Below are 12,857 nucleotides of genomic sequence, written 5' to 3'. Positions count from 1 at the left end.
GCGCCAGCTGGAGATTGCCATGACGCTGGCGACCGAGCCGCAGGTGCTGCTGCTGGACGAGCCGCTGGCGGGCATGGGGGTGGCGGAGGCCGAGCGCATGGTGGCGCTGCTGCTGGCGCTCAAGCAGGAGCACGGCATGCTGCTGGTGGAGCACGACATGGATGCGGTGTTTGCGCTGGCCGACCAGCTGACGGTGATGGTCAACGGCCAGGTGATCGCCAGTGGCTCGCCGGCGCAGATACGGGCCGATGCCGGGGTGCAGGCCGCTTACCTGGGCGAGGAACACGCATGATATGGCCCCCACGCTCGTCACTTCGTGTACTTCGCTGCCCCCCGAGGGGGCTGGCCTTGCTTGGGGCGGCCCGGCGCTGCGGCCGACTGGAGACTTTATGAGAAATCTGTTGATTGATGCGAAAGACATCCACACCTACTACGGGGCCAGCCACATCCTGCGCGGCATCAGTTTTGCGGTGGGTCGCGGCGAGACGATTGGCCTGATGGGGCGCAATGGCATGGGCAAGAGCACCTTGCTCAAGAGCCTGATGGGGCTGGTCAGGCCGCGGGCCGGCTCGATTGACATCATGGGCCGGCCGATGCTGGGCCGGGCGCCGTATGAGGTGTCGCGGCTGGGYGTGGCCTATGTGCCGGAGGGCCGGGGCATYTTYGGCAACCTGAGCGTGGTGGAGAACCTGAAGATGGCGGCGCGCGCGGGCACGCGGGGCCAGCGCGACTGGACCTATGAGCGGGTGCTGGAGACCTTTCCGCGCCTCAAAGAGCGCCTTAGCCATGGCGGGCAGCAGCTCTCGGGCGGGGAGCAGCAGATGCTGACCATTGGCCGGGCGCTGATGACGAATCCGGATGTGCTGATCCTGGATGAGGCCACCGAGGGCCTGGCGCCGCTGATTGCCCGGGACATCTGGCGCATCTGCCAACTGGTGCGGGAAACAGGTATCTCCAGCGTGATCGTGGACAAGAACTGGAAGCATGTCACGCAGATCACCGACCGCAATGTGATCCTGCTCAAGGGCGAGGTGGTCTTTGAGGGCAGCTCGGCCGAGCTGCATGCCCAGCCGGAACTTCTTGAAAAGTATCTCGGAGTTTAAACACAGGAGCCTCTGCTTGCATGCTTTGGCAATTTTGTTGGGTAGGAGGCGGGGTTGCCCCCGCCGTCCTCACAACACCGGACGTACGGATCACGTATCCGGCGTTTCCTGTCGGGCCTGGCGCCTTCGGCCCTTGACCGTGAGTTCGTTTCGTGCCGCGTGTCGCCTGGCGTCCAATGGATACCGCGCCTACCTTCGGGATTTCCGACCCCTACAGTGCTGACACAGGCCCTTGGGTTATTCCAAGACTTCTGTCCTGTTCGCTCAAAAAGCATGCGTGACGTTCCGCTCGTGACAGGTTCAGCCCTTCGCCACTGTGGTTTCAGCGGCTACTACGGCGTCTGCTGACTTCTGCCATCCCGCCACCATGCCGGTAGCCCACAAGGCAGGATGGCAGATCTCCCAGGGCAATTCGCGTGACCTTCATGCTTATGCCTGTCGGATTTACGTCGTAGCGTTCCGTGCAAGTACTGGGCTTTGCAACTCTGGGCCCGCTCACCCCGCTACGCCGCCTCATATCCGCTCGCCTGGAGTCAGGCCAGCACTTTGCTTGCGGCTTCCTTCAGATTCCGCCTCGCGGTGGACACCCTTGCCGTTCAGCTAGCACTTCCCCTTGCAGGGCGTGCAGAGGACTCTCACCTCTTAGTCATCCAGTTCGCCACCACAGCGAACCGGACAGCGCCAGTCACGGCGCTACGCGCCATGCCTGGCGCACCCAAAAAAGCCCTGCAGCACGTTGCACGCAGGGCAGCACAGAAGGCAAGATTGCGAGTTCCGCGAACTCTTTCGGATCAGTCCAGCTTCACGTTCGCCGCTTTGACTCGGATTCGCTGCTTCTCACGGTCCACCAACARGAAGCGGGCGAATTCCGCAGGGGAATTGCCCACCGGAACGAGCCCGAACGGGTCCAGGCTGGTGGCCACGAAGTCGGGCTCCTTCAAGACCTGGGCCACGTCGCGCGCGATCATATTGGCAATCGCGGGTGGCAGATTCGCAGGCCCGCTCAACCCGAACATGATCTTGACATCCATGTCCTTGTAGCCCAGTTCTTCCAGCGTCGCCACTTGCGGCAGCACGCGCAGCCTGGACGATCCCGAGGTGGCCAGCACGCGCACGCGGTTCTCCTTGATAAATCCCGCCATGGGCGCCAGTGGCAATGGCGTGAAATCCACCCTGCCGGCCAGCAGGTCCTGCAAGATGGGCACCGACCCCTTGTAGGGCACATGCAGGAACTCCACGCCGGTCGATTTCGCCAGCCAGTTGACCGTGATATGGATGTTGCCGCCAAGGCCATTGGACCCGTAGGAGATTCGTTCCGGCCGCTCCTTTGCTGCGGCCAGCAGGTCGTGCATCGTTCGATAGGGGCTGTCATTGTTGACCACATAGACGAACGGGCTGTCGACAAGATGCGTGATCGGCGTCAAGTCCTTCGACGGATCGTAGGGCATCTTTGAAAAGAGGAATTGATTCGTTTCCAGCGCCGCGTCAGTGGAGAGAAGCAGCGTGTACCCATCTGGTTTCGCTTGGGCGACGGCGGTGGCGGCAAGAATCTCGACCGCGCCGGGCTTGTTGTCAATGACGACAGGCTGGTGCCATTTCTGGGCCAGGCGATCGCCAAGTTTGCGGGCCAAGGTATCGGCCGCGCCCGCGCCTGCGGGATAGGGAACGACGATTCGTACTGGAAGCTTGGGCCAATCCTGTGCCGTGGCTGGCTGGATCAGCCCGATCGAAGCGAGGAGAGGAATCACGATGGCAATCTTGGCAGCGAGCATGTTTGGAGTCCTTTGAAAAAGTTCGAAGCGCAGTATAGGAATCGCATATCGCTTGACACAACCCATGCTTTCTTCTTGCCCGCTAGAAAACCTTTCCAGCTCTCGCTGAAGTTGCCAGTTTTTCACGGACACATGGAGCTGAGGCGGTGAGTCTTGCTGACATGGAGGTAGACGCGCCGATTGCCCAGCCTTTGGCGCTCACCGACAACGACGGGGGCCGGGGCAGCGCCGGCATGATTCAGACACGGACTTCCTGCAGAATCCAGTCGCGGAAGGCTGCGACTTTTGGAACCCATCGCGCTGCGGACGGATAGATCAGGTGCCAACCCATTTCCTGGCGGATCGTGATGTCGAAGGGCACCACAAGTTCACCACGTTCGAGTTCGGCCCTCACGAATGGCAGCTGTCCAAGCGCAACGCCCAGACCCGCCTTAGCGGCCTCTACGGCAAGGAGCGTGGAATCGAAGATCGGACCGCTGCGATGGTCGATCAGCGGCACCCCGGCAAGTTCGAGCCAGGTCGGCCACTCCTGCGGCAGGTACTTTGAACGCAGCATCAGCATGGACTGCAGGTCGTTCACCGTTCCCAGGCGCGCAGCGAGTTGCGGGCTGCACAGCGGCACGATCCTGGTTTCGAACAGCCGATGTGACTGGACGTTGGCAAACTCCTGGCCGTACACGATGGCGACATCCGCCTCCTGATCGCCGAAATCGAAGCGCACACTGCCGGTACTGAGCGAGAGTGAGAGCTCGGGGTGGAGTGCCTGCCACGCCGGAAGGCGCGGCACCAGCCACTTGAGCGCGAAGTTCGGCTGCGCCACGATTCGAAGACTCTGCCCCGCGGCAATACCGCTCAAGGTGTCCGTTGCATCGACGAGGATGCCCATGGCATGCGCGATGGCTACAGCGTACCCTCGCCCGCGCTCGGTCAGGCTCAATCCAGCGGGGCCGCGGTGGAATAACTGCAGGCCCAATACCTCTTCGAGCTGCCGCACTTGCTGACCGACGGCGGCTCGCGTCACACCGAGCTCATCCGCAGCGCTCGCAAGGCTGAGGTGACGCGCGGCCGCCTCAAAGGCGCGAATCGCGTTAAGCGGCGGCAGCCGCGTGCGCCGGGGAGCAGGTGGAGATGAAGTGCTCATGGCAGGTGGAGATGAAGCGCTCATCGCACGATGAGCGCAGCACTAGTACGACTTGGGCAGGTGTAGCACTTTCTCAGCGATGTAGCTCAGGATCAACTGCGGTGTCACAGGGGCGATTCGCGTGATCATAACCTCACGCAGATACCGTTCAACATCGTACTCTTTTGAATACCCCATGCCACCCAGCGTGAGCACCGCGGTCTCGCAGGCCCGGTATCCCGCTTCGGCCGCCGCGTACTTTGCGGCGCCCGCGTCCGGCCCGCAAGGCAAGCGGGCGTCGTAGCGCCACGCGGCCCGCATCGTCAGCAGGTCGGCCGCCTCGAGGTCGATCCAGCGCTGCGCCAAGGGATGCTGGATGCCCTGGTTCTGGCCAATGGCCCGACCAAACACGAACCGCTCCCCCGCATATATGCGCGCCCGTTCCAGTGCGGCTCGGCCTATGCCCACCGCTTCCGCCGCGATCAGGATGCGCTCCGGGTTCATGCCGTCGAGGATGTATTCGAAGCCGCGGCCTTCTTCGCCTATGCGGTCTTCGAACGGAACCTCCAGCCCGTCGATGAAAAGCTGGTTGGAATCGACGGCTTTGCGGCCGTGCTTCTCGATCTCGCGTACCTCAATGCGGCTGCGATCGAGGTCGGTATAAAACAGCGTCAAGCCCCGCGTCGGCTCGGCCGGATTGCGCTCGCTTGTGCGCGCCAGCAGGAGGATCTTGTGCGCGACCTGCGCGGTTGAGATCCAGATTTTCTGTCCGTTCACGACGTAGTGGTCGGCGCGGCGCTCCGCACGCGTTTTCAGGCTCAGCGTATTAAGCCCTGCGTCAGGCTCGGTCACCCCGAAGCAGGCCTTCTCTTCGCCGGCGATGAGGGGCGGCAGCCAGCGAAGGCGCTGCTCTGCCGTGCCATGGCGCACCACCGGGTGCAGGCCGAAGATGTTCATGTGCACGGCCGACGCGCCGGTAAGCCCGGCGCCGGAGGCGGCGATGGTGCGCATCATGATCGCCGCTTCGGTGATACCCAGACCGGCGCCGCCGACTTCCTCGGGCATCGCGATGCCCAGCCATCCAGCCTCCGCAAGTGCGGCATGGAAGTCATGAGGAAATCCACCCTCGCTGTCCTTGCGCCGCCAGTAGGAGGCGTCGAAGCGGCCGCAGATTCGGGTGATGGCGTGCTCTATTTCCAGTTGATTGTCAGTGGCTGCAAAGTTCATGGATAGGTGGCGGCGTGCCGCGATATAGTTAAATGGACGGTGCGGTGACCACACCACGGACGAAGAGTGAATCGATGGCCGCTGCGTCAAAGCCCGCCTCGGCGAGTACCTGCACGGTGTCAGCGCCGAACTTTGGCGCCAGACGCCGCGCTCCGGCACGCTGGCCATCGAATCGCAAGGGTTGCGCCACCCCGCGCACGGCGGCTCGTCCGTCGGTGGGATAGTCGAACACCATGCCGGAGGCCTCGAGGTGATCATCCGCAGCGAACTCGCTGAGGGAGTGGACAGGCGAGCACGGAATTCCGGCATCATGGAACAACCGCATCCATTCCGCCCGCGTGCGCGTCGCGAGGACTGCCTGCACCTGCGCCACCACCTCTGCGCGGTGGACCACGCGCTGCGCATTGGTGGAAAGGTCCTGGCGTTGCGCAAGCTGCGGCACATCCGCGACGGCACAGAAGGTTCGCCAAAGCCCGTCGCTGGCAACGCCGAGGATCAGCGGCCGGTCCTGCGTCTCGAAGCTCTGGTATGGGCACAGAGACTCATGCCCGGAGCCGACGCGCTGCGGCTCGGTTCCACGCTGCCAATAGCCTTGCAGCAGGTAACCGAGAAATGCCGTCGCGGTGTCGAACAAGCTCGCTTCCACGCGAACGCCTCGGCCGGTGCGCTCCCGCTGAAGCAGCCCCGCCAGGATGCCGGAGAGCGCGTGCAGGCCGGTGCCCTGATCCACCGGCGAAAAAGGGCTGCGAGCCGGAGGTGTACCGGCATCGCCGGTCATTGAAAGCATGCCGCTATAGGCCTGCAACACCAGGTCGTAGCCTTTGCCCTCGCGCAGCGGCCCAGTGGCGCCGAAGCCGGTGATGCTGCAATGGACGAGCCGCGGATTGAACACCGCCAGCGTCGCGGCATCGACCTGCAATCGCTCGGCCACGCCGGGTCCGAAGCTTTCCACCACCACGTCGGCGGCAGCCGCCAAGCGGTGGCACACCGCCCGGCCTTCTTCGGACTTCAGATCCAGCGCGATGCTGCGCTTGTTGCGATTGGCACTGAGGAAGACGGTGCCCGCACCTTCCGCAAACGGCGGCCACTGGCGCGTGTCATCGCCGCCGTCGATATGCTCCACCTTCACGACATCGGCGCCCATGTCGGCAAGGTATTGCGTGCACAGCGGCCCCGCTAACACCTTTGAAAAGTCAAGGACGCGCACGCCGGCCAGCGGAGCAAATTCATTGGCTTGCGTCATCGTGCCTCCCCCGTCGGCGGCACGCAGTCCGCAGGCGAGTGACCATCTGGCGGCCACGCCACGGCGCCTGTCTCCAGGGGAATGGCGAGGCTTCTGAAAAGCACGGCAAGGCCACGCCAGTGCACGATGGCCACAACTACCTCCAAGGCCAGCAACGGGTCACCCAGCGCCTCGATGCAACGCTCCCAACTCGCGGGAAGGATTTCACCTTGCTCGAACACGTCGTCCACGGCCTGCAGCACGGCACGGTCCGCCGGCGAGAAGCAGTCCGCCTGGTGCCATTGCCTGACACTAAGCAAATGTTCCGGTGGCACGCCTGCGCCAATGGCGACGCTCCAGTGCTGAGACCATTCGTACGCGCTGCCGGCGCGCCAGGCCACGCGCATGATCAGGAGCTCACGGTGGCGCTCGGACAGGCGGCCTTGGTGGCGCAGAGCCGCATGCTGCGTGAAGATGCCGCGAGCAAGGTCCGGGTGATTCGCGACCACGCGAAAGGCCAGCAGCGAGCCTGTGCGCGCGGGCAGGCCGAGTTCTTCGGCAAGGCGTTCGCCCCGCGGTGCGGGCAGAGGGGACAGTCTGGGTTCGGTCATGTCAATCCAGCTTGAGGCCGATCGTGTGGACGATATCTCCGTAGGTGCGGATGTCGTCCTTGATCTGCTCGGCGAAGGCGGCGGGGCTGTTGTCCACTGGCACTGCGCCCATCTTTTCCAGGGCGCTCAACACAGCGGGCTGGCGCATGATCCTGCGCACCGCACCATTCAGGGTGGCAACCACCTCCAGTGGTGTTCCGGCGGGCGCGAGCAGGCCTTGCCATACCTCGGCGTTGTAGCCGGGGAGCCCCGATTCGGCGACCGTCGTCAGGTCGGGTAGTGCCGTACTGCGCGTCGAACCGGCAAGCGCCAGACCGACGAGACGATTACCCTGCTGCAGGAAATTGATGACCGACGGCGTGTTGGCGACCATCACCTGCACCTGCCCGGCGATCAGGTCCTGCAGGGCCGGCGGGTTGCCCTTGTACGGCACATGCAGCATGCGCACACCGGCCATGTGGTTGAACAGTTCCATCGCCAGATGGGCGTTGGAGCCGCTGCCACCGGAGCCGAAGGCAAGCTTGCCAGGATTGGCCATCGCGTACTGGATGAGTTCACGCACCGATCGCGCAGGGACCGACGGGTGCACCACCAGTACGCTGCTGAGCGACGCCAGGTTGGTGATGGGCGCGAAGTCGCGCAACGGATGGTAAGGCAACGCCGGGTACAGACTGAGGAAGCTTGCGTGCGTCGCACCCGAGCCTAGCACCAGCGTGTAGCCGTCCGGGGCCGCACGCGCCACGGCAGCGGTGCCTGTGATACCGGCGGCTCCGGGTCGGTTGTCAACCACGACCTGCCAGCCGAACTCGGACGCAAGTTGTGTGGCCACCAGCCGCGCAAGGATGTCTGCTGAACCGCCGGGTGGATAGGCGACGACGATGCGGATCGGCCTTTCAGGGAAGTTCGCTGCCCAGGCGGTCCTAACGCTGGCGACGCCAGCAGCCAGGACGGCCGCCAGAACCTTGCGTCGGGAGATCGGGGAACGAGGAGCTTGGGACATGATGATGACTCCGAAAAAAGTAAAGCCAGCGCGTCGCCGGCTCAGCTGCCGAGGTTGAGGATGACGCCCGAGAGATGGCTCGCGCGGGCGGATGCGAGCCAGACGACGCTGTCGGCGACCTGTGCGGGCTCGATCGGAGTCGGCCAGACGCGCTCCTGCAGCAGGCGTTCGGTCTGGCTCTCGTCGCCGTAGCGAGCCAGTGCAAGCTGCTTCATCACGGCCTGCAGGCGCTCGGTGCGGGTCGCCGGCGGCAGCACGCCCACCACGCGCACGCCGAACGACTTGGATCCCATGCCGACACAGCGCGTGAACGCATGCAGGGCGGCATTGGCAGTAGCGCCGCAGCAATAGTCGTAGCTGGGATTCACTGCCGACATCCCGATCACGTTGACGATAACGCCACCGCCACGCGCACGCAGGACGGGCAGCAGTTCGCGGGTGAGGTCGATGGTGCCAAATACCTTTAGCTCCCAGGCATTTCGCCAGGCCTCGTCGCCGATAGCCTCGACCGACCCCATGGGAATGTCACCTGCGTTGTTGACAAGGATATCCGCGTCGCGGTTGCGGTCCACGAGTTCGAGGCGTTGGTCACGGTCACGCAAATCGAGCGCATAAGTGCGCACCGAAACGCGGTAATCCCGTTCCAGTGTTGCCGCCCGCTCGGAAAGCATGGCCGCGTCCCGTGCAGCCAGGGCGATGTGACAGCCGGCGGCGGCGAAGGCGCGGGCGCAAGCCCAGCCAATGCCCTTGGAACCACCGGTAATGAGGACCGTGCGGCCCTGCAATTCGAGATCCATTTCATGTCCTTTCACGTTGTTCAGCGGTCGCCCGCATCGACATCAGCGCAGGTGCGGTCCGCACGCCCGCAGACCCGAAGCTGGATCTGCTGCAGCAGATCCAGCGCGCGTGCACCAGCCTCTTCGCCGTTCGGAAGATCTCCCCGCACGTAGCCGGGCCGAAGCATCTCGATCTGCAGCAGCAAGTCAACCAATCCAGGCGCGAGCAGATCGGCCTTGATCCGTGCAGGACCACCAAGGTACTCAGCATGCATGGTGTCTTCCGACGGGGCCGTTAGCCCCAGCTCATGCAGCCCAACGTTGAGCAATTGCGTGCCGGCAAGCATGGCCGCCTCGATACGCATTTCATAGGCAGCGCGGTCCAGCTTGGCGAGCGAGCGCAGGATGCGCGCAGCCCTGGCGGTGTGAAGTTCCGGCTTCATGCGAGATCCTCCTTCAGCACGGTACCGGTCACATGTCGGACCCTCGTATATGCCTGTTCGAATGTGCGCAGCAGCTCGGGGGTGACGGGATGCTCGCCGCGGATGCACGGATTGCGGTAACGCTCGATCTCATGCATTGCCTCGAACGCGGGCTTGAGCTGCGCGGGCATCGAGGGCAGTTCCGGAATGCCGGCGTGGATCAGATCGCAGGCGCTCGCGAGCTCGTAATGCCAGGTGGCGTCCGAGTCGGCGACCGCGTAGATGTCCGGAACCTGGGTCGCGAAGTGCCGGTTCTCACGGGTCACACCCAGCGTGTGGAGCGCCGCGTTGATGAGGGTGGTGCCAGCGGAGCTCACGGCCCAGTACCAGAGGTCGAAGTCCTCCAGCGGCTGCAAGCGCTGGCGCGCGTCGTCGAACTGCCGGTATTTCTGCATGTGCGCAGCGATGTTCATTTTTTTCCTTGGGTTCAGATGGCGTGCGCGGCCCCGCCATCGATGGTGAGGGTGGAGCCGGTGAGGTAGGTGCACTGCGGTGAAGCCAGCATGACGACGATGTCCCCGAGCTCCTCCGGGCGTCCGAAGCGACCCAGCGGCAGTTGCTGCTGCTCGTGCTGCAGCTGCTCATCGACGCTGCGGCCGGCGCGCCGGGCATTGGCCGACACGATCTGCATCAGCCGGTCGGTGAGGAAACCGCCTATACACAGGCTGAGCACGCGCACGCCGTCGCGGGCGACGTCCGACGCAAGCGCCTTGTGGCTGTTCGCCAGCGCTGCGTTGATGGCACCAGAGATGATCTGGCCGGCATGGGGCTCCTTGCCGTACAGCCCGGTCAGCGTCAGCACGGTGCCACGCGACGCCTTCAGGTGCGGCAGGGCCGCGCGGATGACCTGCAGCGTGCCAAGCAGCTTGATGTCGATCGACTGGCGCCATTGTGCGAGCGAGGTCTCCTCGAAGCGGCCGCCAGCCACGGACCCCGCGGCATTCACCAGTAGATCCAGGCCGCCAAGCACGTCGGCAGCTTGCTCGACTGCGCTGTCGATCGAGGCGTGGTCCAGCAGGTCGAGCCGCACCGCGCGCAGATCGGGCACGCTAGCCGCGAGCGTCTCGACATTGTGCCCAGCCACTGCCACGCGGCACTCCTGTGCGGCCAGTGAGCGTGCGATGGCGGAGCCTAGGCCACCGCCACCGCCGACCACCAGCGCACGTCGGCCGAGCAGAAGCGCACGGGGAGTTGGGGCTGCGATTGCGGACACGTCGTCTACCACGCGCTGCGCACCGGGACACCCACCTGGCCGGGGCGACGATTCGGCGGCATGCCAAGTCGGGCCAGCGTCTCTTCCGGGCCGGTCCAGTGCTCACCGATGCGGTAGATGGCCTTGGCCTCGCCGCCACTGGCCACCTCTCGTCCGAGCTCGCGCGAGATGCGCACCATCTGCTCGACCTGCTTGACCGAGGTCATGCGCTCACCTTTGCGGCCCCACAGGTTGTCCTCAATCCCTACGCGCACGTGCTGGCCCATGGCGATGGCCATGGTGCACATGGGCAGGACCGACCGCATCGTCGCCTCGATGGTGAGCACGGCGCCATCCGGCGTGCGACGAATGAACTCGATCATGTCGGCCGGGTTGTGCCCCGCGCCACCGCCACTGGCGGCAGTGTAGTTGAGGTTCAGCGGGCCCGTTAAGACGCCGCGCCGGATGAGCCGCTCCACCGTCTCAAGCTGGTGAACGTGCAGCAGCATGAAATGCGGCTGCACCTTGGCCTTCTGCAGCCGCTTCAGATGCTCCAGGTAGAACGAGGGGCTGGCCTCCACGACCATCTCGGAGTAGGCATGCCGGTACTCGGGTATCTCCCAGGACGTTCCGGCAATCTCGTCCTCGGACGTGAGTTCCAGCAGGTTCAGCTGGTTGGTGTTGACTACGATGGTCACTTGGTCCGGCGTGGGCGTGAGTTCCGCCAACGCATGCCGTGTGTCCATGTCGAGCCAGCGTGCGATGTCGCCCTTGTTCTCCGGCGCGAAGGAAATGGATCCGCCGACCTGCAACAGCATCTTCGGGACCGCTTCGCGCAGTCGCGCCAGCATCTCGTTGAACATGGACAGTCGCTTGCTGCCGGTGCCGTCGGCTTCGCGAACATGGATGTGCAGCACGGTTGCGCCGGCGTTATAGCAGTCGACCGCCTTCTGTACCTGCTCATCCATCGAGACAGGAATGTCGTCGGAGTCGGCGACGAGAAAACCAGGGGCGTAAGGCGCGACCTGGATCACCAGCTTTTGCTGTACTTCCGGCAGCAGGGAATCGTCAAAAAAATGCATCAAAGTTCCTTTGGTAGTGAATGAAGGCAGCCGCCGTTGCGGCCGGGTTTATAAAGAAGTTAGTGCAGGGCCTAGCGGTCGGCCGAGATGCCAACCTCGCGGATCACTTTTTCCCATTTCGAGATCTCTGCATCGAGAAACAGCCCGAGCCGTGCGGGTGGTCCACCGGCCACGGTGATGCCCAGGTCGCGAAGCTGCGCCGCGATGTCGGGCTTGGCGATCGCTGCGTTGATCGCGTCGTTCAGCGTCTGCACGACCTCAGGCGGCGTGTTGGCAGGCGCGAAGATGGCGTGCCACGAACCTGCCGTGTAGCCGGCAACCCCCTGCTCCTGCAGGGTGGGCACGTCTGGCAGCAGCGCGCTGCGTTGCTCGCTGGCAATGCCCAGCGCCTTCAGCTTGCCAGCCTTGACCAACTGGATCACCGAGGTGATGTTGAACAGTCCGAAGTCGATCTGGTTGGCCACGATATCCATGGCCGCTGGCGGATCGCCCCTGTACGGCACGTTGAGCATCTGGATGCCGGTGCTGCGTGTGAGCAGCTCGGTGGCGAGGTGGTCCGAGCCGCCGACTCCGCCCGACTTGAACGACAACTTGCCTGGAGCTAGTCGTGCGCGCGCCGCGAACTCGCGAAATGAGCCCACCGTCGAGTGGGCGCTCACCACAGCAAGCAGCGGCACCGACCCGATCAGCATGACTGGGGCAAAACTCCGGCGAGCGTCGTAAGAAAGCTTTTGCAGCAAACCGTTGATCGCGTGCCCGGAAGGAAACAAGCCGATCGTGTAGCCATCGGCGGGCGCCTGCGCGACGATCTGCGTGCCCGGGATGCCGCTACTGCCGGGTTTGTTTTCGATCACAACCGGCTGGTGCAATGTGGCGGCAAGGGAGGGCGCGAGAAGCCGCGCAACCTGATCGCTGGTGCCTCCGGCCGGAAACGGAACGATCACTCGAATGGGCCTACTGGGAAAGACAGGCTGTGCAGCGGCGACAGCGGAAACCAGCAGCGCTGCCGGCAAGAGCAACTGCCGAAAAAGTCGGGTCCATGGGTTGGCGTGTTTCATGAGCACTTCCGTGATTCGTGGTGAAGTGCAGTCTAGCCACGAGGTTTGATCCAGCCAAGCCACGCTTTCTTGGCCCCCGCTAGAAAATCTGTCGCGCACCTTGCACGCTGCGCTTTGGTTGAAAATCCGACCGTTGGCCGGGCTGGACTAGGAATTGAGTAGGGTAAGAAATGACTCCCTCAGCCCTCTCACACCACCGCACGTGCGGTTCC

At 64.1% G+C, this 12,857-nt stretch carries 14 protein-coding genes; 2 read left to right on the top strand and 12 right to left on the bottom strand.

Annotated features, from left to right (window positions below; all coding sequences use genetic code 11):
* Both AC1DUB_RS10485 and AC1DUB_RS10480 read left to right on the top strand, forming a co-directional pair.
* Window positions 1-292, top strand: a 292-nt coding sequence (locus AC1DUB_RS10485) for an ABC transporter ATP-binding protein C-terminal domain-containing protein (protein WP_477729477.1), incomplete at its 5' end; no start/stop codon positions are given.
* Between the two features lie 97 nt (window positions 293-389).
* Window positions 390-1,103 (top strand): ABC transporter ATP-binding protein, encoded by a 714-nt coding sequence (locus AC1DUB_RS10480; protein ID WP_477729476.1) that lies wholly within the window; start codon window positions 390-392, stop codon window positions 1,101-1,103.
* A 791-nt stretch (window positions 1,104-1,894) separates the two neighbouring features.
* Here AC1DUB_RS10480 and AC1DUB_RS10475 read toward each other — a convergent pair.
* The 12 genes from AC1DUB_RS10475 to AC1DUB_RS10420 form a co-directional block, all read right to left on the bottom strand.
* Window positions 1,895-3,001: a Bug family tripartite tricarboxylate transporter substrate binding protein gene (locus AC1DUB_RS10475; RefSeq protein ID WP_477729475.1), complete on the bottom strand. Its 1,107-nt coding sequence runs from the start codon at window positions 2,999-3,001 to the stop codon at window positions 1,895-1,897.
* A 112-nt stretch (window positions 3,002-3,113) separates the two neighbouring features.
* Window positions 3,114-4,016, bottom strand: a complete 903-nt coding sequence (locus AC1DUB_RS10470) for a LysR substrate-binding domain-containing protein (protein WP_477729474.1) — start codon at window positions 4,014-4,016, stop codon at window positions 3,114-3,116.
* 42 nt (window positions 4,017-4,058) lie between these two features.
* Complete coding sequence (locus AC1DUB_RS10465) at window positions 4,059-5,222, bottom strand: acyl-CoA dehydrogenase family protein (protein WP_477729473.1); 1,164 nt, start codon at window positions 5,220-5,222, stop codon at window positions 4,059-4,061.
* Between the two features lie 28 nt (window positions 5,223-5,250).
* On the bottom strand, window positions 5,251-6,465 hold the full coding sequence (locus tag AC1DUB_RS10460; RefSeq protein ID WP_477729472.1) for a CaiB/BaiF CoA transferase family protein: 1,215 nt from the start codon (window positions 6,463-6,465) through the stop codon (window positions 5,251-5,253).
* Window positions 6,462-7,055, bottom strand: coding sequence for a carboxymuconolactone decarboxylase family protein (locus AC1DUB_RS10455; protein WP_477729471.1), 594 nt, complete (start codon window positions 7,053-7,055; stop codon window positions 6,462-6,464). Before AC1DUB_RS10455 ends, AC1DUB_RS10460 begins: the two co-directional genes overlap by 4 nt.
* Window position 7,056: 1 nt before the next feature.
* A complete protein-coding gene (locus tag AC1DUB_RS10450; RefSeq protein ID WP_477729470.1) occupies window positions 7,057-8,055 on the bottom strand; it encodes a Bug family tripartite tricarboxylate transporter substrate binding protein in 999 nt (332 codons plus the stop codon).
* Window positions 8,056-8,096: 41 nt separating this feature from the next.
* Window positions 8,097-8,852, bottom strand: a complete 756-nt coding sequence (locus tag AC1DUB_RS10445) for a short-chain dehydrogenase/reductase (RefSeq protein ID WP_477729469.1) — start codon at window positions 8,850-8,852, stop codon at window positions 8,097-8,099.
* Between the two features lie 20 nt (window positions 8,853-8,872).
* Entirely contained in the window at window positions 8,873-9,274 is a 402-nt protein-coding gene (locus AC1DUB_RS10440) for a hypothetical protein (RefSeq protein WP_477729468.1), read from the bottom strand.
* Window positions 9,271-9,726 (bottom strand): hypothetical protein, encoded by a 456-nt coding sequence (locus AC1DUB_RS10435; RefSeq protein WP_477729467.1) that lies wholly within the window; start codon window positions 9,724-9,726, stop codon window positions 9,271-9,273. Before AC1DUB_RS10435 ends, AC1DUB_RS10440 begins: the two co-directional genes overlap by 4 nt.
* A gap of 14 nt (window positions 9,727-9,740) precedes the next feature.
* A complete protein-coding gene (locus AC1DUB_RS10430; protein WP_477729485.1) occupies window positions 9,741-10,469 on the bottom strand; it encodes an SDR family oxidoreductase in 729 nt (242 codons plus the stop codon).
* A gap of 62 nt (window positions 10,470-10,531) precedes the next feature.
* Window positions 10,532-11,587 carry a beta-keto acid cleavage family enzyme gene (locus AC1DUB_RS10425; RefSeq protein WP_477729466.1) on the bottom strand — a complete coding sequence of 352 codons (1,056 nt, stop codon included), beginning with the start codon at window positions 11,585-11,587 and terminating at the stop codon, window positions 10,532-10,534.
* 71 nt (window positions 11,588-11,658) lie between these two features.
* A complete protein-coding gene (locus AC1DUB_RS10420) occupies window positions 11,659-12,645 on the bottom strand; it encodes a tripartite tricarboxylate transporter substrate binding protein (protein WP_477729465.1) in 987 nt (328 codons plus the stop codon).
* Window positions 12,646-12,857 lie beyond the last annotated feature (212 nt).

The organism is Polaromonas sp. P4_F9 (assembly GCF_056401235.1).
This window is presented reverse-complemented; position numbering and strand designations above follow the sequence as displayed.